Source organism: Mesorhizobium sp. M0195 (genome assembly GCF_040322115.1).
In the GTDB taxonomy this organism is placed as follows: Bacteria; Pseudomonadota; Alphaproteobacteria; order Rhizobiales; family Rhizobiaceae; genus Mesorhizobium.
In genome coordinates, this window is the sequence record NZ_JAMYSV010000003.1 from 23,409 (window position 1) to 42,517 (window position 19,109).

The following is a 19,109-nucleotide window of genomic DNA, read 5'->3' on the forward strand; positions in this document are numbered from 1 at the left end:
GATCACAATAGATGTCACAATAGCTAGCACATTTACCGCGCTCTCGCTGGCACGACGTAAAAGGCGAGCCGTCAAAGCCGCCGCTATATAGTGACAACCATTTGCAATGTCGACTCCGCTCGCGGTCCTGCTTCTTTCCGCCGCGCTTGCTGGGAGAGATGTGGTGTGACCGGCCTTGCAGTGCAAGCTGCCGAGCGCCTCATGCAAGGCATGCAATAGCGTCTTGTGGAACCCTGAAGTGCTTGTCTCAGGGTGGCTCTCTATCGCTGGCGGTAAAGGATCATGCCGGCATGATTGAGGACGCCTTCGACGAACTCACCATCCGCGGTGAAGCCCGTATCGTCCCAGTATTCTATGTGGTTGCCCTGCACTTCGTAGCGTCCCTGATAGGCGCTCTCGCGGTCACCGCGCGCTTCGTCATAACGGCCGTTCGGCAGGAGTTCGTGCCTGATATGGCGATCCTCGGTGACCCAAAGTCCGACGTAAGGATGATTGTGGTGCGTCATTGGTTCCTCTGCAATTGGAGTTGAAGGAAGGGTCAGGCCGGTTGGAGCTACAGCAAGGGCAATACCCGTAAGCACCGCGGTCAAAGTGGATGGCATCAATGCGCCGCCTTCGCCGGACGAACGACGATCTCGTTGACGTCGACATCGTCGGGCTGTTCGATTGCGTAGCGCACTGCCCTGGCGATGGCATCGGGTTGCAGGGCAATAGCACGCCAGGTTTTCATGGCGGCGGCAGCGGCTTCGTCGGAGATCGTGTTCGCCAGCTCGCTTTCCACCACGCCGGGATGAATGCAGGTTACCCGGATATCGTCACTCTCCTGGCGGAGCCCATCGGAAATCGCGCGGACAGCGTATTTCGTTGCGCAATAGACGGCAGCCATCGGCGAGACGGCCAGTGCGCCAATGGAACCGATATTGATGATATGCCCGGAGCCACGTGCCGTCATCTCAGGGAGCACCGCCGCGATGCCGTACAGAACACCCTTGACGTTGACGTCCACCATCAGCTCCCACTCGTCGACCTTCATGGCTGCCATGGCCGACAGCGGCATGACGCCGGCATTGTTGACGATGACATCGACCTGGCCCCATTCGGCCCGCGCGGCATCGGCGAATGCCGCGACGTCCGCCCTCTTGGTGACGTCGAGCGCTCGCACGCGAACCGTCCCACCAGCCGCCTCGATTTCTGCCGCAAGCGCTTCAAGGCGGTCGGTGCGCCGCGCGCCGAGCATCAGCTTTGCACCTGCCGCGCCAAGTTCGCGGGCGATGCCAGCACCGATGCCGCTGGAGGCACCGGTGATCAGAACAACTTTGTTCATGGTCATCGTAGACGATCCTTTTGGTTTTGTGATTATTTCACGATGTGAAGGGATGGCGTGCGGATGAGCTCCCGCGGCGCGCCGGCTTTATAGGGGATCACTGGGCGGTGTAGCCGCCATCGACCAGAAGCAACGCCCCGGTGATGAAGCTGGATGCCGGCGAGGCAAGAAAGGCGATGGCCTCGGCAACTTCTTGCGGCTGGCCGATCCGGCCGATTGGATGCGCGTTGCCGAAGCTGCGCAGCATCTCCCGGCCATTGTCCACCACACCTTCCATGATGTCGGTTTCGATCACGCCAGGGGCAACGGCGTTGCAGCGAATGCCCATTCGCCCATATTCGATCGCGATTACCTTGGTCAGCTGTGCGACAGCCGCCTTGGAGGAGGCATAGGCCGCCTGCGTCTCGAAGGCCGCGACGGCCGAGATCGATGAGACATTGACGATCGCGCCGCCACCACCGGCGGCCATCAGTTCCACAGCGGCACGGGCGGTGACGAAGCTGCCGCGCGCGTTGATCTGCAGAATGCGGTCGTAGTCGTCGACCGAGGTCTCCGTCAGACGTTTGTTGAGCGTGCGACCGGCATTGTTCACGACGATGTCAAGGCGTCCGAAGCGCTTCGCCGCGAGCTCGACCGAGCGTCGGGCCAGATCCTCGGCGGCGACGTCGCCGACCAGGGTTGCCACGTCCTCGGCTTCCAATTCGCGTACGGTGTCGCTGAGATCGCTTGCCACGATCCGGGCACCGCGCGCACGCAGCAGCTCCGCCGTGCAGCGACCGATGCCGCGTGCCGCGCCGGTCACGAGGGCGACTTTTCCATCCAGGTCCCAGGAGGAAGGGAGTGATGTCATCGGATATCTCCTTATCGGTCGGCTTCGGCTTGGATCGGGAGGATCAAGCCTTCTTGCCGTTGCGACAGAGATAGAGCCAGGGCATTGTCGCGATAAGCCGCCCATTGTTAACCTCTAAGATAAGTCTTGCTAACCAATGGACATCGATCTCAATGCAATTGCCGTCTTCGTCACGGTGGCCGAGGAACGCAATTTTCGCGCTGCGGCGGACCGGTTGGGCGTGACGCGCTCAGCGGTCAGCCAGAGCATCCTCAGGCTTGAACAGCGTCTGGGCATCGCATTGCTGCAGCGCACGACACGCAGCGTCAACCTGACCGAAGCGGGCGAGCGCCTGTTGGCGAGCGTCGCACCGGCGATCGCCGACGTGAACGCGGCAGTCGAAGCCACCACGGAGTTTCTGGACCGCCCGCGCGGCCGCCTGCGGATCGCGGTTTCGTCTATCGCAGAGACCTTTCTGTCAGGACCGTTGCTGGCGTCCTTTGCAGAAACGTTTCCCGAGGTGCATCTGGACATCGTGGTGACAGACGAGGAATTCGACATCGTTGCCGAAGGCTATGATGCCGGAGTCAGGCTCGGCGAAGTGATTGAGCAGGACATGATCGCCGTGCCGGTATCGGGCGATCAGCGGCAGATGGCCGTCTGCGCCCCGCGCTATCTCGAAAAGTTCGGAGCACCCGCCCATCCGCGCGAGCTTGTGGCTCATCGCTGTATCGGCTGGCGGCCGGCGCCGGGAGTTTCGCCCTATCGGTGGGAGTTTGGCGAGGACGGGCGCGAATTCGACGTGGCGGTTGCGCCCGAGATCACGACCAACGACATGTGGCTGATGATCCGGCTGGCCGTTGCAGGCGCCGGGATCACGTTCGGCATGGCGGATACATTCCGCCCCTGGATCGACCGCGGCGAGCTTGTACCAATCCTCGACGGCTATTTCCCGCCGTTTGCTGGTTTCTATCTCTATTTCCCCAGCCGACGGAATGTCGCGCCGAAGCTGAGAGCCCTCGTGGACCACCTGCGCGGCGCGCGTCAGGCGCGGGCCCGTCGGTGAGGCGACCGGTCATAAGACCGCTTTGGCAGTATTTTGCCGGTCAGAAGTGTAGCTGAAAGGTGATGGTACCGTTGGCTGGGATCGAACCAGCGACCTCCGGATCCACAATCCGGCGCTCTAACCATCTGAGCTACAACGGCACGTTTGCCAGAGCGGGATCGAGATGAAACGTTCGGGACCCGCTCTGTCGTTCGGCGATGCGTCCATACGGGCTATCGGAGTTTAATTCAAGGCTTTTGGCAAGGCAAAAGCTCGCTCCGGCATCGCGTCATTTTCCGCCGGACAAAGAAAAGGCCGGCGGGAGGAGGTGCCGGCCTTTTCCTGTTACGAGCCAGCGGGAGGAGGTGCTGGCTGGTTACCCCGGTGAGCAGAGGGAGGAGGTTCCACTCGCCGGGTATTCACTTAAACCACTATATCGCACATCTATTTGTCTGACGAAATGCGACCTTTTGATGCATCGTTAGACTATGTGCAAATATTAGGCGATCTTGATTTCTTTCACGGCCTTCTCGAAGGCGGTCTTGATCGGCTTGGATACGTCCTCGGCCGCCTTGGCAGCAACCGCCTGGAAGTCCTTGGCCTGCTCGACGGTCATTTCGACGCGCTTGCGCAGGAAAGCGGTCTGCAACTCGACGACTTCCGACAGCGACTTGGCGCCGATCAGCGCTTCGAAATGCGAGAAGCCGGCTTCGGCATTGGCGCGCAGGGCGGCGATGGTCTTGAGCGACAGGTCGCTGGAAACGGACTTTGCGGTCTCGTAGGTCGACTCCAGAGCCTTCTGGGTCTCCTCGGCCCCGGTCTTCAGCTTGGCATAGGCCTCTTTCGACTGCTCGACGCCCTTTTCGGCGAAAGCGCGGATCTGGTCAGTGGCCTTGGAAGCGTCGAAGCTCGGGAATTCAACGTTTTCGATCGTTTCAGCGGTCTTGGTCCTGGACATTTTCCATCCTTTTCAGCGGCAGCGGCTTTGACGAAAAGCCGTCTCGTTCATGTATCATGGCAATATAAAGGCAATTTTTGTGCATTGCAACATGTTTGTTGCATCGCACCATATATTATTTGTTCGTGGCGTTAACCACGCGCCTAGAGATTCCATTGGTTGCACGCTATGACTTGTGGACCTTCGCGCCGTCGGCTTTTATTAACAAAGCGTTAACCGCAAATTGCCCGCTCTGTGAGGGTCGCCAAACGCATGCCGGCTGAAAACTACTCCTTCCTCGATGTCGCCGTGCTCGACGCGGTCCGCCTGCGCTTCGCCGCAGGCGACGCGATCGCTATTCTGTCGGCAGATCTCGAGCAGGTGATCTGGGCCAACGGCCCCGGCGCAGCGGTATTCGGCTATCCCGACATCGGCGCGATCATCGGCGCCTCGGCAGGTTTGCCGCTGATCGCCAGGCGCCAGATCATGGCAACCAGCGGTTTTCCGCAGATCGGCCGCGACCGTGCCATCACGGTTCGGCTGGCGACCGGCCTGACCAGCCGCGCGGTCGGCTTCCTGGCCAGCGCAGTGACCATGCCCGATGGAGAGGAAGCAATCATGCTGGCGCTGCCGGCGGCGCAGACCGGCTCGCGCAGTGCGGCCGAGATCGCCGATCGCGCCATCGGTGGTTTTACGGAAGACGGCCACTACATCGCCTTTGTCGACGCCAAGGGCAATATCGACGCCGCATCGGACGGCTTTTCGGCACTCGGCATCCGGCCTGAGACGCTGGCCGCGCTTGTCGCCGACGTGGCGAACGAGAGCGACCGCATCGTCAAGCGCCTGGTCCCGGGTGGATCCAGCTCCTATCCGGCGGGCCTTGCCCGGCTGACGGACGAGCGGCATCTGCTGGTGGTGATCGACGAGGACCGGCTCGACGGCGGGGCCCCTGATGGCGAGCGCGCCGGGGGGGAAACCGGCAGCGAAGCAGCAGCGGCACCGAGCGGTGGCGATCTTCCCCAGCCGACGGGCCAAGACAACGAGCCGCCAATCGCCAGGATGGGCGCGGCGGAGATCAACCTTGCAGCGATGGAAGGCACCTCAGCATCGGCGGAGCACGAAGCTGTCGACGCGGCTGACAATCAACACACGGTTGGCGAAACGCCGACGCAGCATGATCATTGGTACTTCAATGCCGGCGACGACGCGCAGGTCCCGCCCGGGGCAGCTGCGTCCGGCAAAGCCGAGAACAGCCCGGACGCTTCGCAGGCCGGCGCGGATACTTCGCCGGAAAGCGCCGCAAAAGCCACCAAAGCCGCCTCCCCGGCCGAACGCCGCGCTTCGGCGATCGATCGCACCGCCGCGCCCATGCGTTTCGTCTGGCGTACCGACGCGGAGGGCCGGTTCAGCGCCCTGTCGCCGGAATTTGCCGAGCTTGTCGGCAGGCCTGCCGCCGACGTGATCGGCCGCCGCTTCGAGGATGTTTCGGCCGCCTATGGCCTTGATGCTTCTGGCGAGATTGCCGGCCTGCTCGAACGGCGCGACACCTGGTCCGGGCGCTCCGTGCTGTGGCCGGTCGCCGGCACCGATCTGAAGATACCCGTCGATCTGGCGGCGCTCCCGGTTTACAGCCGCAGCCGGGTTTTCGAAGGTTTTCGCGGTTTCGGTGTCGCCAGGAGCGGCGATGCGGTGGTCGATCCGGATGCCGTCGGCATGGCCCTTGTCGCCGAGGAAAAGCCCGCCGCGAGCGTCGGGCCGGAAGCCGTCGAACCTGCCCCGGCGACACCGAAACCCGCCGATCCGTTCAGGGGCGAAGTGCCGGCGTTGACCATCGTGCCAAAGCCCGAGCGGCGCTTTGCCGACAAGGTGATCCGGCTGGCCGAGCACCGGCAGCCGGCCAACGACAAGGGCCTGTCGACGCTGGAACGCAGCGCGTTTCGCGAGATTGGCGAGCGTCTCAAGAAGGACAGCACCCCGGCCGAAGAACAGCCCAGCGCCGGAAAGCAGAAGCCGGCTGAGAAAGTCGAGGCTGCCGGCAATGCCGACGAGCCAAAGCTGAAAGAAGCCGGCCCGACGGACAAGGGTGAGATGCCGGAACCAGGTCCGGAAAGCGGGGCGGCTGCCGCCGAACCGCCCGAGGCCGATGCCGAGGACCAGAAGGACCTCGCCCGGCTCGACGGCGAGCAGCCATATGAGGCTGTAGCAGAGGCGCAAGCCGGCGAACCCGTCACTCGCCCTGTTTCCGGATCGCTGCTCGACTATGCCAACCGCGAACCCAGCGATGAAGCGCAGGAAGGCGACGAGCCCAGCACGGACGGTCGAACGATCGTCGCCGAAGCGCCGCGGGATGGCGACGACGATAGCATGACGGCCGAAGATTTCCGTGACGCCGAGGACAGCGAGGATTGGTCCGAGGACAGCGCAGCCGACGCTGCCGGCCAGGTGCCGCCCGTCGAGCGGCCGCAGGCACCACCGCTCAAACTCGGCGGCTTCGTGCCGTCGGCGTTTGCCGGAGCGGACAACAAGGGGCCGGATACCTCGATCCTCGGCAAGCTGCCGGTGCCGGTGCTTATCCATTCCGGCGATCAACTGCACTACGCGAACGACGAATTCCTCGGCTTGACAGGCTATGCGACGCTCAACGCCCTGGACGAGGCCGGCGGGCTCGGCGCGCTGTTTGCCGACCCTTATGCCGACGACGGCAGTTCGGAGGGCGGCGACCGCGCATTGCGGCTGAAGACGCGCGACGGTCAGGAGTTTCCGATCGACGCAATTTTGCGTTCCGTCCCCTGGGCAAACGGCAAGGCGCTGATGCTGGTCGTACGCCGTTCCGGCGACGACGAAGCAGCAGCGATTCCGCATGGCGCTGCCGACGACCAAACGCAGCCGGATGTTTCCGAGCTCAAGGCGCGCATTGCCGAAATGCGCACCATCATCGACACCGCCACCGACGGCGTCGTGCTGATCGGCCGTAACGGAACGATCCGTTCAATTAGCCGTCCGGCGGAAGCGCTGTTCGGCTTCGATAGCGACGAGGTGACCGGCAAGCCGTTCGTCTCGCTGTTTGCGATCGAAAGCCAGCGCGCGGCGCGTGACTATCTCGATGGGTTGTCGGAGCCCGGCGTTGCAAGCGTGATGAACGATGGCCGCGAGGTGATCGGGCGCGAGGCGCAGGGGCGTTTCATTCCGCTATTCATGACCATCGGCAGGCTGCCCAACGACAGCGGCTTCTGTGCGGTGGTGCGCGATATCACCCAGTGGAAGCGGGCCGAAGAGGACTTGACCCAGGCGCGCGCGGTCGCCGAACGCGCCTCGTCGCAGAAGACCGATTTTCTGGCCCGCATCAGCCACGAGATCCGCACGCCGCTCAACGCCATCATCGGCTTTTCCGAGCTGATGGTCGACGAGAAATTCGGGCCGGTGGCCAATGACCGCTATCGTGACTATCTGCGCGACATCAACCGTTCGGGCAACCACGTGCTCGATCTGGTCAACGACCTGCTCGACATTTCGAAAATCGAGGCCGGCCAGCAGGAGATGGCCTATGAGGCGGTGTCGCTTAACGACACGCTGGCCGAAACCGTGGCGATGATGCAGCCGCAAGCCAACCGGGAACGCGTCATCATCCGCTCCAGCTTCGCCTCACGGCTGCCGGAAGTGGTGGCCGATCTGCGCAGCGTTCGGCAGATCGCGCTCAACATCCTGTCGAACGCCGTCCGCTACACGCAGGCCGGCGGCCAGGTGATCGTGTCGACGGCCTACGAGCTCTCCGGCGATGTCGTCATGCGCGTGCGCGATACCGGCATCGGCATGAGTCCGTCCGAGATCGAGCAGGCGCTGAAGCCGTTCAAGCAGATCAATGCGCTGAAGCGCGGCCGCGGCGACGGCACCGGTCTCGGGCTGCCGCTGACCAAGGCGATGGTCGAAGCGAACCGGGCCCGGTTCACCATCAACTCGACGCCCGGCGAGGGAACCCTGGTCGAAGTCGCCTTTCCCTCGACCCGTGTGCTGGCCGGTTAGCTATGGTTGCACAAAGAAAAAAGGCGTCCAACAGGACGCCTTGAGAAATTGGAATTGCTGTCACAACGGGGCTTGAGCGAATCAGATCCTCTCGGGGCTAAGAGGAACGGGATTTCTCCCTCAAGTTACGCACGACTATCGATGCGGGGCCTTAACAAATCCTTACCGGCACGCCGGAAAATTTACCAATGTGTACCACTCATGAAATCTAGGTAAATTCCGAAGAGATAATTCGTTAACGATACCGGAGACCTCAAAACAGCTCCCTTGGGCCCGGGTCAGTCGGCAAGCTGCGGCAGGTTGCGGAACAGCTCGAGCGCTTCGGGATTGGCGAGCGCTTCCTTGTTCTTGATGGCGCGGCCATGCACCATGTCGCGTACCGCGAGCTCGGTGATCTTGCCCGATTTGGTGCGCGGAATATCGCTGACGGCGACGATCTTGGCCGGCACGTGGCGCGGGCTCGCCCCGATGCGGATTTTCGCGCGGATGCGTTTTTCCAGCTCGGCATCGAGCTCGACGCCTGCCGCCAGCCGCACGAACAGTACGACGCGAACGTCATTGTCGAAATCCTGGCCGATGCATAGTGCTTCGAGAATTTCCGGCATTTGCTCGACCTGATTGTAGATCTCCGCCGTGCCGATCCTGACACCGCCCGGATTGAGCGTGGCGTCGGAACGGCCATGGATGATCAGGCCGCCATGGGCGGTCCATTCGGCGAAATCGCCGTGGCACCAGACATTGTCGAAACGTTCGAAATAGGCGGCTCGGTATTTCCTGCCGTCAGGGTCGTTCCAGAAGCCGAGCGGCATCGCGGGAAACGCCTTGGTGCAGACGAGCTCGCCCTTCTCCTGGCGGAGCGGCCGGCCGTCATCGTCCCAGACATCGACGGCAAGACCGAGCCCGGGCCCCTGGATCTCGCCGGTCCATACCGGTTCGATCGGCACGCCGAGCACGAAGCAGGAGACGATATCGGTGCCGCCGGAAATCGAAGCCAGATGCACGTCCTTCTTGATGCCTTCGTAGACGAAGCGGAAATCTTCCGGCGATAGCGGCGAGCCGGTCGAGGAGATGGTGCGCACGCTGGAAAGATCATGCGTGCGGATCGGCTTGAGGCCGGCCTTGCGCACGGAATCTATGAATTTGGCCGAGGTGCCGAAATACGTCATCTTCTCGGCATCGGCGAAGTCGAACAGTGCATTGCCGTCCCGGTAAAAGGGCGAGCCGTCGTAGAGCAGCAAGGTGGCACCCGACGCCAGGCCCGACACCAGCCAGTTCCACATCATCCAGCCGCAGGTGGTGAAATAGAAGAAGCGGTCGCCGTCGAGCAGGCCGGCATGCAGCCGTTCTTCCTTGACGTGCTGGATCAGCGTTCCGCCGGCCGAATGGACAATGCATTTGGGGATGCCGGTCGTGCCCGACGAAAACAGGATGTACAGCGGATGCGAAAACGGCAACCCCTCGCAGCTGACAGACCTGGCGGCAAAGGGTGACAGCGCCTCTTCCAGCGCGGCCGCCTTGCCGATGGTCGCGGCGACGTCGAGCGAGGTGCCGAGATAGTCGACAATGAGGACCTTGCGGACGGTGGCGAGCTTGCCCGCCACGGCCGCGACCTTGTCGGCGACTTCGATCGCCTTGCCATTGTACCAGTAGCCGTCCGGCGCGATGAATATGACCGGCTCGATCTGGCCGAACCGGTCGAGAACGCCCTGCTCACCAAAATCTGGGGAGCAGGACGACCAGACGGCGCCGATCGAGGCGGCCGCCAGCATCGCAGCAACGGTCTCCGGCATGTTGGGCATCATCGCGGCGATGCGGTCGCCCTTCTTCACCTTGAGCGACAGGAAAAGCTGCTGCAGGCGCGAGGTCAGCGCATGCAGCTCGTTCCAGGACAGCCGCCGCTCGACCTTGTCCTCGCCGCGAAAAACGATTGCGTCGCCAAGCCCGGTTTTCTTGAGGAGATTCTCGGCGAAGTTCAGCTTCGCATCAGGGAAGAAGGTCGCGCCGGGCATCTTGTCGCCATCGATCAGCACGCGTTCGCCCTTGTCGCCGACGATGCCACAAAAGTCCCAGACCAGGCTCCAGAAGGTCTCACGGTCATCGATCGACCAGCGATGCAGGTCGGCATAGGAGGAGAAAGCCTCGCCGGCCATGCTCGCCGCGGCGTTCATGAAGGCGGTCATCGGCGCCGCGTCGATCTGCTCTTGCGTCGGGATCCAGAGCGGTGCGTCGTCAGCCATCATTGTTCCTCCGCAGGCTGCATCGCTTATGCAATATCGCGATGCAGCAGAGCAAGATTTTGTTGGACCGCGCCGGTCAGGGTGTGCGCAAATGCCATCGCCGGGCCATAAAGACTTGAAATGCGTCAGCCGTCGGTTACACCCGTCGGGCGATTTTGTCGGAATGGAAGCATACAGGGCGATATGCCATCACCTTTGATCCGACGCGGAATATGGGCGATCGGCGCAGCCGTCATCGTCATCGCGCTGGTCGTCGCAGCCTTGCCGCTGATCGCCTCGACCCGCATCGTGCGCGACCGCATCGCATGGGAAATGAGCGCCTGGAGCGGTTTCCGGGTCACCATCGACGGCGCGCCGCGCATCGAAGTCTGGCCGAATTTCCGGGCGATCCTGAGCGACGTGACGCTGTCGCAATGGACAGAGACGGATGCGCCGCCCGTGGTCGAAGCCGAACGGGTCGAGGTCGACCTCTCGGCGATGGCGGCGCTGCGTGGCGACGTGGTGTTTTCGACGGCGCGGATGGTACGACCGACGATCCGGGTTCAGCGTACCGCGAGCGGGTTTTTCCTGCCTGCGATTCCCAGCGGCGGGCGCATTACGCGTTCGATCGATGCTGCCCGCGCGGTGATCAACACAAATCCCGCCAAGCCGGATCTCGGCAAGCTGCCGACAGATCCGTTCGGCACAGTCGAGTTCAGGGACGGCCGCGTGGTGGCTGCCATTGGCGGCAAGGACCAGGAGATATTGAGCAGCCTGAGCGGCCAGGCGAACTGGGCCGCGATGAACAGCAATGCGACGCTGTCGGCGACCGGGATATGGCGCGGCGAAAGTGTTGCCATCGACGCCGCATCGCCGAACCCGCTTGTGTTGTTTGGTGGCGGCACAGCACCGGCCACGTTTTCCTTCAAGGCGGCGCCGGCCAGTTTTTCGTTCGACGGCCGCGCCAGCATGTCGGAAAACGGCTATTTCGACGGCCAGGCAAAATTCGCCGCACCTTCGCTCCGACGCGTGCTCGAATGGTCGCAGGCCGGCATCGCGCCCGGTGCGGCAATCGGCTCGATCTCGGTTTCAAGCAAGATCACGGCGACGGCCGGGCGCGTCAAATTCGAAAACACCGCCCTGACCCTCGACAACAACCCCGGAATGGGCGCGCTGGACTTCACCTACGGCGAGGCATTGCCGGTGATCTCCGGCACACTTGCCTTCGATACGCTCGACCTCAGATCATTTCTCTCCGCCTTTGCCCCGGTGCCATCCGCCGGCGGCACCGATCCGGGCGAAATCGATACGAGCTTCGCCGACCGGATCAATCTCGATCTCAGGCTGTCGGCGGCGCATGCCACGGCCGGCGCCATCCAGCTTGCCGACGTCGCCGCCACCGCCCAGGTCAAGAACGGCCTTGCCGTCTTCGACATATCGGATGCATCCGCCTTCGGCGGCAACGTCCAGAGCAGCGTCCGTTTCGACCGCAAGCCCGCAGGCACGGAAGTCGAGATCCGGCTGCTTGCTTCCGATATCGACGGCGGCGCTTTCGGCACCGCGGCCGGGATGAAGCGGCTGGTGCCGATCGGCACTGGAACCGTTTCGGTCATCCTCAAGGGGCCTGGCAGAACCTGGGACTCGATTTTCGAAAACGCCAATGGCTCGCTGTCCGCGACGTTCGGCGCGGGTGCGCTGAGCCGGCTTAACCTGCCGGCGTTCCTCAAGCACACCGAACAGGGCGGATTCTTCGCGCTGGACGACGTCTCGGACGGAACGCTGCCGATTGACGGGGCCGAGCTCAAGGCGAGCATTTCGAACGGCGTCGCGCGCATCGACAAGGCCGAGGTGAATTCCGCGCAATACAAGATCTGGCTTTCCGGCATTGCATCCTATGCCGGACGCGGGCTGGCACTGTCCGGCGGCATCGTCCGGCCGAGCCAGGCTGCCACGCAGACGAACGGCCAGGGACCCAATCAGTCGTCGTTCTTCGTCGGCGGCACGTGGAGCACGCCGTTCATCTCGCCGATAAGCCGCGGCGTTTCGGGAGAGTAAGCAGCAGCAGCTTCAACCGCGCTGCGCGGCCTGCTCGTCGCGCTGGCGCTGCACTTCGCGGCTCTTGTTGACAAGCGAAGCGATGATCACACCGACGGCGACAACGGCGATCAGGATGGTGCAGGCGGCGTTGATTTCCGGCGTGACGCCGAGGCGAACTTGGCTGTAGATCTTCATCGGCAGTGTCGTGGCGCCGGGACCCGAGGTGAAGCTGGCAATAACCAGGTCGTCGAGCGAGAGCGTGAAGGCCAGCATCCAGCCGGAGACGATCGCCGGCATGATGACCGGCAGCGTGATCTGGAAGAAGGTCCTTACCGGCGGTGCACCGAGGTCCATCGCGGCTTCTTCCAGTGAACGATCGAAGGTGATCAGGCGCGACTGCACCACCACCGCGACGAAGCACATGGTCAGCGTGGTGTGGGCAAGCGTCACCGTCAGAAAGCCGCGGTCGAGGCCGACGGCGACGAAGAGCAGCAGCAGCGACAGGCCGGTGATGACTTCGGGCATGACCAGCGGCGCAAACACCATGCCCGAAAACAGAAGCCGGCCGCGAAAGCGCGTGTAGCGTGTCAAGGTGAGCGCCGCCAGCGTGCCGAGCACGGTCGCCACGGTTGCCGAGATGACGCCGACCCGGGCCGTCACCCAGGTGGCGTCCATCAGGCCCCGGTTGTGGAACAGCGAGACGTACCATTTCGTCGAGAAGCCGCCCCAGACGGTGACCAGCTTCGACTCGTTGAAAGAGAACACGACGAGCAAGACGATCGGCAGGTAAAGAAAGGCAAAGCCGAGCACGATCGAAATGACGTTGAAGCGGCTCCAGGTGGCGTTCATTGGTCCTGCTCCTGAGCACGCGCCTGGGCCCGCTGGAAAATCATGATCGGCACGATCAGCAGCAGCAGCAGGATGACGGCAACGGCGGACGACACGGGCCAGTCACGGTTGGCGAAGAACTCGTTCCACAGCGTCCTGCCGATCATCAGCGTCTGCGAGCCGCCGAGCAGGTCGGGAATGACGAACTCACCGACGGCGGGAATGAACACCAGGAGGCAGCCGGCGATGACGCCGGGCAGCGACAGCGGAAAGGTGATCTTCCAGAAGGCGCTGGTCGGCGGGCACCCGAGATCCTTCGCCGCCTCGATCAGCGTATGGTCCATCTTCTCCAACGACGAATAGAGCGGCAGCACCATGAACGGCAGATAGGAGTAGACGATACCGATGAAGATAGCCGTATAGGTGTTGAGGATGATCAGCGGCTGGCTGATGATGCCGCTGGCGAGCAGCAGCTGGTTGAGCAGGCCCTCGGGCTTGAGGATGCCGATCCAGGCATAGACACGGATCAGGAACGAGGTCCAGAACGGCAGGATCACCAGCATCAGCAAGGTCGGGCGGATCGTCGCCGGAGCGCGCGCCATGCCATAGGCAATGGGATAGCCGACAAGCAATGTCAGGACCGTCGAGATGGCGGCGACGACGACGCTCGTCACATAGGCGTTGAAGTAGAGCGCATCCTTCGTCAGCCACGTGTAGTTGTCGAAATTGAGCGCGCCAACCCCCGAGATGAACCCGGAAATGCCGCCGCGGAAATCGAGCACCGGAGTATAGGGCGGCATGGCGATCGCCGTCTGCGACAGCGAAATCTTGAAGACGATGATGAAGGGGACAAGAAAGAAGAACAGCAGCCAGAGATAGGGGACGATAATGACGAGACGGCTAACGAAAGCCGCGCTCAGCCTGGCCGAGGCGGATTTGCCGGCAGCATTTGCCGGAGAGCTTGTTGCGGCGGTGACAGCGGACATGATCAATCCCTACCGTGTCAGCACGACGCCGGCGTCAGGGCGGAAGGAAATCCAGGCGCGGTCGTTCCAGCTCAGCGGATCCTCGGTGAGGCGTGCCGCGTTCATGGTGCTTGCCCGCACCACCTGACCATCATCCAGCCTGACGTGATAGACGGTCATGTCACCGAGATAGCCGATATCGTAGACCTCGCCCTGGATGGCATTGACGGCACCGGCGGGTTTCGTCGAGGACACCTTGATCTTCTCCGGCCTGATGGCGAAGGTGACGGATGTCCCGGCGGCGGCACTGCCGGCGTTTTCGGTTCGGATGGTGATGCCGTTGCCGGCATCGATGCTTGCGCTGCCGGCCTCGCCAGCCGCGATCCTCCCGTCGAACATATTCACGTTGCCGACGAAGCCGGCGACGAAGCGCGAGCCCGGCGCTTCGTAGACCTCGGCCGGTGTCGCCACCTGCATCACTTCGCCCTTGTCGATGATGGCGATGCGGTCGGCCATCGTCATCGCCTCTTCCTGGTCATGGGTGACGACGACGAAGGTGAGGCCGAGATTCTGCTGCAGGTCCATCAGCTCAAACTGGGTTTCCTCGCGCAGCTTCTTGTCCAGCGCGCCAAGCGGCTCGTCGAGCAGCAAGACTTTCGGGCGCTTTGCCACCGAGCGCGCGAGCGCGACGCGCTGGCGCTGGCCGCCCGACAATTGGTGCGGTTTGCGCTTGGCGAACTGCTCGAGCTTGACCAGCTTCAGCATCTCGGCGACGCGCTTTTCGATATCGGCCTTGACCATACCTTCCTGCTTGAGGCCGAACGCGATGTTGTTCTCGACCGTCATATGCGGAAACAAGGCGTAGGACTGGAACATCATGTTGACCGGCCGCCGGTAGGGCGGAATGCCGCGCAGATCCTGGCCATCGAGCAGGATGCGGCCGGCGGTCGGCTCCTCGAAGCCGGCAAGCATCCTGAGCAGCGTCGATTTCCCGCAGCCTGAGGCGCCGAGCAAGGCAAAGAATTCGCGTTCGAAGATGGTCAGCGACAGGTTGTTGACCGCCGTGAACTCACCGAATTTCTTGGTGACGTTGTCGAACTGGATGTATGGCTTGGCGTTCGGATCGTTCCATGGCGCGAAATCCCTGCGGATACTGCCAAGCGATTTCATGTCCCACTCCGTCCTGCTGCTTGCCCCATGAGAAAGCGGCCCCGGCAGCCGGCTGCCGGGGCCTGGCTCAGATTGTTATTGGCCAGTGACGATCTTGGTCCAGGTGCGGGTGATGATGCGCTGGGTCTTGGGATCGTAAGGCGAGACGGTGTAGAGCTTCTGCAAGGTGGCGGCGTCTGGATAGATCGCCGGATCTTCCAGGATCGCCTTGTCGATGAACTGCTGCGAAGCCTTGTTGCCGTTGGCGTAGAGCACATAGTTCGACGATTTGGCGATCACTTCGGGCTTCATCATGTAGTTCAGGAACTCATGCGCTTCGGCGACATGCTGCGCGTCGGCCGGGATCGCCATCTGGTCGAACCACATCTGCGCACCTTCCTTCGGCACGGAGTAGCCGATCTCGACGCCCTGCTTGGCTTCGTCGGCGCGGTTGCGGGCCTGGAAGACGTCCCCCGACCAGCCAACCGCCAGGCAGATGTCGCCATTGGCAAGAGCGTTGATGTATTCGGACGAGTGGAACTTGCGGATATAGGGCCGGACCTTCAGCAATGTTTCTTCGGCCTTGGCGATGTCATCGGGCGATGTGCTGTTCGGGTCGAGGCCCAGATATTTCAATGCCGCCGGTATGATGTCGGCCGGCGAATCCAGCACATAGACGCCGCAGTCCTTCAATTTGGCCAGGCTTTCGGGATTGAAGAACACGTCCCAGCTGTCGATCTTATCGGTGCCGAGCGCTGCCTGCACCTTCTTGATGTTGTAGCCGATGCCGACAGTACCCCACATGTAGTTGATCGAATATTCGTTGCCGGGATCATATTTGGCGGTCCGTTCCATGACCGTGTCCCACATATTGGAAATGTTCGGCAGTTTCGACTTGTCGAGCTTCTGGAACACACCCGCCTGGATCTGGCGTGCAAGGAAATTGCCGCTCGGCACGACGACATCGTAGCCGCTGCCGCCGGCGAGCAGCTTCGTTTCCAGGATCTCGTTGGAATCGAAAGTGTCGTAGACGACCTTGATGCCGGTTTCCTTGGTGAAGTCGTCGATGATCGAACTGTCGATATAGTCCGACCAGTTGAACACGTTGACGACGCGATCCTCGGCATGCGCGCCTAGGGTGAAAACTGCCAGAAACGCCGAAGTCGCCGAAAGCCAGAGCGCTTTGCGGGTCATGCTATTCTCCTTTGATGAGTGTTCCGTCGCCAGCTCGTCGCGGCGTTCGCGCGGCTGGGCATTTGCTTCAGGGTATTGGGCTTGCAGGCAGGCGACAAGCGCGAATTGCCGGCGCCATTATGGTTCGGCGACGAGGCGACAGCGAAGACTTGGCGTGGCGTTGCTGGTGTTCCGGCGCCGTCGGAAGCTTTCGCTACGGCGCGGGCAGGAAGACGACGATGTTGTCCGGCCTCGATGCGGCCGGCATGGAGACTTGGCAAGATACGCCTGTCTTGTTGTTGCCGTGATCGCAGCCTGCCCGCGCGGCCGCGACATTGTCAATGGTCCATCTCGCTTTGACGCGTGCGCTGCATCAATTAGGCGACGGCACACCGGTGACGCCCGCTCGCGCGGGCCGCGTCTGACGCTTGAATTCGAGCCCGATATGGACGAGCAGCGCGGTGACGACGACCCCACCGCCGACGATGGTGCGCGCCGACGGCACCTCGGAATGGATGAGCCAGACCCAGATCGGGCCAAGGATCGGTTCGAACGTGCCGAGCAGCGCCGCGACGGCGGCCGGAACAAGCCGGGCGCCGGTGGCGAAGAAGGCGAGGCCGAGTCCCAGATTGATCACGCCAAAGACAAAGAGAAAGCCCATATCGTGGCTCGAGACGCCGAGGGCCGACACTTGCGATGCCGCAAAGGCGGCCGCCAGCATCGTGCCGAGGCAAGTCGCCGGGGTCATGCGCACATGGGCAAAGCGGCGCGTGATGACGGTGGCGACCGAGAACATGACGGCGATGAGCAGCGCCAGCCCGTCGCCGATCGGCGATACCGCGCCATCGAGGGATTCCGACACCATGATGGCGACGCCGGCAATGACGGCGGCAATCGCCAACCAGGTCGCCACCGCCACCCGTTCGCGAAACAGCGCCCAGGCAAACAGCGCCGCCAGAAGCGGCACGCCGGCCTGCATCAACAGGATGTTGGCGACGGTGGTATAGGCAAGCGCCACGACGAAAGAGGTCGAGGCCGTGGCGAAGCAGAACGCCACCGCAAGGCCAGCCAGGCCCATGCCACGAAACAGCTTCAGCGTGCCACGCCAGCTGTCGCGCCAGACCATGAAGCAGAGCAGGAAGGCAGCGGCCCAGACCGAGCGCCAGAACACCACCGTCCAGCTGTCAGTGTTGTCGATGAAGCGCGCAATTGTGCCGCCAAAGCTCCACATCAGCGCCGACAGGAACACCAGCAGGAAACCGACGCGTTCCCCTTGCGGCGACACGATCGGCGAGGCGGCAACCGGAGATGATGCGGTATCGATCATGGGTGCGACTGTCGGCGAATTCGGAGCAGCACGACGTGCAATGGACGACAGAGACGTGCCTCATTCGCGTAACGCAAAGCAGAAGGCCGGGCGTGATCCAGTTCAATATTCCGTTTGGCGCACTGATGAGGGCCCTCGCCCTCGCCCGGCGATGATCCGAGGCGACCTGTCGACGATGGCTTTAGGACGTGCCCCTGTTGCCGCGGATAAAGCGCCAGAGACCGGCCAGCGGAACCAGCAGGAGCAGGCCAAACTTTTTCAGCGCGATCAGCGCCACGACCAGAAAACCTGCTTTCGCCGCCAGCTTTCCAGCAATCAGGCCACCGACGCCAATCGCCGCAACCGTATCGACGCCCGGCACGAAATCGGCGTATGTCTTGCCAGTATTGAAGTCCGCGAGGCCAAGCACTTCATCCAGGCTTTGCCTTATCTCCGGCAATTGTTCCACCGTCGCGATATAGCTCATCACGAACACGCCCTCCCTGCCAAGGAAACGGACGTCGTAGTTGAGCGTATGGGCGGCATCGTTCCCAAATTGCAGCTCCTTGGCCCAGTGCAGGCGCTTGTGGGCCGCGTCATAAACCGGCGGCGACGCCCAGCCGATCAGCGTAATGGGCGCGTAGCCATCCTTTACCCTCTGATCGTTGCCGGACAGAGTGTCTGACTGCATATTGCGCAGCAGTTCATTGTAATCGATGGACGCGGCGTCACTGTCGTCGACGTAACCAATCTTTTCCCAGCGCAGCTCTATCCCCCAATTGTTATCGGCAATGGGATCATGGGAGACTGGAAAGATCATGCCGAGGGCATCAGAACCAGAGTCGGGCGGATTACCCCAGGCTTCGGTGAGGACGGTGAGCGTGTCCTTCTTGTCCAGAAAATAGAACTTGTCCTTGAGATCGAGATGGATGCCTTCGGCAAGATTTATCGCGCCGGTCTTCGGATCGATCTTGTCCAGGAACGCCTTGCCGGCATCACTATACTGTTGATAGGACTTGAAGAAATCCGAGGACTTTTCAGCCAATGCGGGATCGGCCACCGAAAACGCGAGCGCCAAGCCAAGCCAAAAAACTGTCCTGCCCATCATTGATCCCCCGACCGTTGCGCAGTTCTTTTTTTTGATACCGTACTGTCAATGTTGAATCAATATTCGGCTGAATCAATATTTTGGCTGAACCAATATTTTGGCCGACAACAACCAGCTTACTGGTTGCCGCCGCAGGAACAGATGAGGTTCTTCGGTCGAAGATTCAGCCGCA

General features: G+C 62.2%; 14 protein-coding genes and 1 tRNA gene. 3 read left to right on the forward strand and 12 right to left on the reverse strand.

What is annotated here, in order from left to right; genetic code table 11:
* Positions 1-260 precede the first annotated feature (260 nt).
* From NKJ12_RS08320 to NKJ12_RS08330, 3 genes are all read right to left on the reverse strand, one after another.
* The gene (locus NKJ12_RS08320) at positions 261-602 is read right to left on the reverse strand and encodes an Atu4866 domain-containing protein (RefSeq protein ID WP_352702124.1); all 342 of its coding nucleotides are present in this window, start codon (positions 600-602) and stop codon (positions 261-263) included.
* The gene (locus NKJ12_RS08325) at positions 602-1,330 is read right to left on the reverse strand and encodes an SDR family oxidoreductase (RefSeq protein WP_352702126.1); all 729 of its coding nucleotides are present in this window, start codon (positions 1,328-1,330) and stop codon (positions 602-604) included. Before NKJ12_RS08325 ends, NKJ12_RS08320 begins: the two co-directional genes overlap by 1 nt.
* Positions 1,331-1,421: 91 nt before the next feature.
* Positions 1,422-2,174 carry an SDR family NAD(P)-dependent oxidoreductase gene (locus NKJ12_RS08330; protein ID WP_352702128.1) on the reverse strand — a complete coding sequence of 251 codons (753 nt, stop codon included), beginning with the start codon at positions 2,172-2,174 and terminating at the stop codon, positions 1,422-1,424.
* A gap of 136 nt (positions 2,175-2,310) precedes the next feature.
* Here NKJ12_RS08330 and NKJ12_RS08335 point away from each other — a divergent pair, with 136 nt between their 5' ends.
* On the forward strand, positions 2,311-3,219 hold the full coding sequence (locus tag NKJ12_RS08335; RefSeq protein WP_352644190.1) for a LysR family transcriptional regulator: 909 nt from the start codon (positions 2,311-2,313) through the stop codon (positions 3,217-3,219).
* Positions 3,220-3,282: 63 nt separating this feature from the next.
* Here the strand turns inward: NKJ12_RS08335 and NKJ12_RS08340 are convergent.
* Together NKJ12_RS08340 and NKJ12_RS08345 are read right to left on the reverse strand one after the other, a co-directional pair.
* Positions 3,283-3,359: transfer RNA gene (locus NKJ12_RS08340), tRNA-His, on the reverse strand.
* Between the two features lie 338 nt (positions 3,360-3,697).
* Positions 3,698-4,156: a phasin gene (locus tag NKJ12_RS08345; RefSeq protein WP_254819298.1), complete on the reverse strand. Its 459-nt coding sequence runs from the start codon at positions 4,154-4,156 to the stop codon at positions 3,698-3,700.
* A 252-nt stretch (positions 4,157-4,408) separates the two neighbouring features.
* Here NKJ12_RS08345 and NKJ12_RS08350 point away from each other — a divergent pair, with 252 nt between their 5' ends.
* Positions 4,409-8,155: a PAS domain S-box protein gene (locus NKJ12_RS08350; protein WP_352702130.1), complete on the forward strand. Its 3,747-nt coding sequence runs from the start codon at positions 4,409-4,411 to the stop codon at positions 8,153-8,155.
* A gap of 278 nt (positions 8,156-8,433) precedes the next feature.
* On the opposite strand, the gene NKJ12_RS08355 is transcribed toward NKJ12_RS08350, so the two are convergent.
* Positions 8,434-10,392 carry an acetoacetate--CoA ligase gene (locus tag NKJ12_RS08355; RefSeq protein WP_352702132.1) on the reverse strand — a complete coding sequence of 653 codons (1,959 nt, stop codon included), beginning with the start codon at positions 10,390-10,392 and terminating at the stop codon, positions 8,434-8,436.
* A gap of 183 nt (positions 10,393-10,575) precedes the next feature.
* On the opposite strand from NKJ12_RS08355, the gene NKJ12_RS08360 reads away from it, so the two are divergent.
* Positions 10,576-12,426 carry an AsmA family protein gene (locus NKJ12_RS08360; RefSeq protein WP_352702134.1) on the forward strand — a complete coding sequence of 617 codons (1,851 nt, stop codon included), beginning with the start codon at positions 10,576-10,578 and terminating at the stop codon, positions 12,424-12,426.
* 12 nt (positions 12,427-12,438) lie between these two features.
* Here NKJ12_RS08360 and NKJ12_RS08365 read toward each other — a convergent pair whose 3' ends face one another.
* From NKJ12_RS08365 to NKJ12_RS08390, 6 genes are all read right to left on the reverse strand, one after another.
* A complete protein-coding gene (locus NKJ12_RS08365; protein WP_254819294.1) occupies positions 12,439-13,257 on the reverse strand; it encodes an ABC transporter permease in 819 nt (272 codons plus the stop codon).
* Positions 13,254-14,222, reverse strand: coding sequence for an ABC transporter permease subunit (locus NKJ12_RS08370; protein ID WP_352688461.1), 969 nt, complete (start codon positions 14,220-14,222; stop codon positions 13,254-13,256). Before NKJ12_RS08370 ends, NKJ12_RS08365 begins: the two co-directional genes overlap by 4 nt.
* 9 nt (positions 14,223-14,231) lie before the next feature.
* Entirely contained in the window at positions 14,232-15,371 is a 1,140-nt protein-coding gene (locus NKJ12_RS08375) for an ABC transporter ATP-binding protein (RefSeq protein ID WP_352702136.1), read from the reverse strand.
* Between the two features lie 75 nt (positions 15,372-15,446).
* Positions 15,447-16,544, reverse strand: coding sequence for a polyamine ABC transporter substrate-binding protein (locus tag NKJ12_RS08380; protein WP_352702139.1), 1,098 nt, complete (start codon positions 16,542-16,544; stop codon positions 15,447-15,449).
* Positions 16,545-16,896: 352 nt separating this feature from the next.
* Positions 16,897-17,850 carry a DMT family transporter gene (locus NKJ12_RS08385; RefSeq protein ID WP_352702141.1) on the reverse strand — a complete coding sequence of 318 codons (954 nt, stop codon included), beginning with the start codon at positions 17,848-17,850 and terminating at the stop codon, positions 16,897-16,899.
* A gap of 181 nt (positions 17,851-18,031) precedes the next feature.
* Positions 18,032-18,937 (reverse strand): DUF2167 domain-containing protein, encoded by a 906-nt coding sequence (locus NKJ12_RS08390; protein WP_352702144.1) that lies wholly within the window; start codon positions 18,935-18,937, stop codon positions 18,032-18,034.
* Positions 18,938-19,109 lie beyond the last annotated feature (172 nt).

Bases quoted from the DNA above. Each gene is read 5' to 3' on its own strand.
- NKJ12_RS08320 (WP_352702124.1), bottom strand. From the start codon at position 602: ATGCCATCCACTTTGACCGCGGTGCTTACGGGTATTGCCCTTGCTGTA.
- NKJ12_RS08325 (WP_352702126.1), bottom strand. From the start codon at position 1,330: ATGACCATGAACAAAGTTGTTCTGATCACCGGTGCCTCCAGCGGCATC.
- NKJ12_RS08330 (WP_352702128.1), bottom strand. From the start codon at position 2,174: ATGACATCACTCCCTTCCTCCTGGGACCTGGATGGAAAAGTCGCCCTC.
- NKJ12_RS08335 (WP_352644190.1), top strand. From the start codon at position 2,311: ATGGACATCGATCTCAATGCAATTGCCGTCTTCGTCACGGTGGCCGAG.
- NKJ12_RS08345 (WP_254819298.1), bottom strand. From the start codon at position 4,156: ATGTCCAGGACCAAGACCGCTGAAACGATCGAAAACGTTGAATTCCCG.
- NKJ12_RS08350 (WP_352702130.1), top strand. From the start codon at position 4,409: ATGCCGGCTGAAAACTACTCCTTCCTCGATGTCGCCGTGCTCGACGCG.
- NKJ12_RS08355 (WP_352702132.1), bottom strand. From the start codon at position 10,392: ATGGCTGACGACGCACCGCTCTGGATCCCGACGCAAGAGCAGATCGAC.
- NKJ12_RS08360 (WP_352702134.1), top strand. From the start codon at position 10,576: ATGCCATCACCTTTGATCCGACGCGGAATATGGGCGATCGGCGCAGCC.
- NKJ12_RS08365 (WP_254819294.1), bottom strand. From the start codon at position 13,257: ATGAACGCCACCTGGAGCCGCTTCAACGTCATTTCGATCGTGCTCGGC.
- NKJ12_RS08370 (WP_352688461.1), bottom strand. From the start codon at position 14,222: ATGTCCGCTGTCACCGCCGCAACAAGCTCTCCGGCAAATGCTGCCGGC.
- NKJ12_RS08375 (WP_352702136.1), bottom strand. From the start codon at position 15,371: ATGAAATCGCTTGGCAGTATCCGCAGGGATTTCGCGCCATGGAACGAT.
- NKJ12_RS08380 (WP_352702139.1), bottom strand. From the start codon at position 16,544: ATGACCCGCAAAGCGCTCTGGCTTTCGGCGACTTCGGCGTTTCTGGCA.
- NKJ12_RS08385 (WP_352702141.1), bottom strand. From the start codon at position 17,850: ATGATCGATACCGCATCATCTCCGGTTGCCGCCTCGCCGATCGTGTCG.
- NKJ12_RS08390 (WP_352702144.1), bottom strand. From the start codon at position 18,937: ATGATGGGCAGGACAGTTTTTTGGCTTGGCTTGGCGCTCGCGTTTTCG.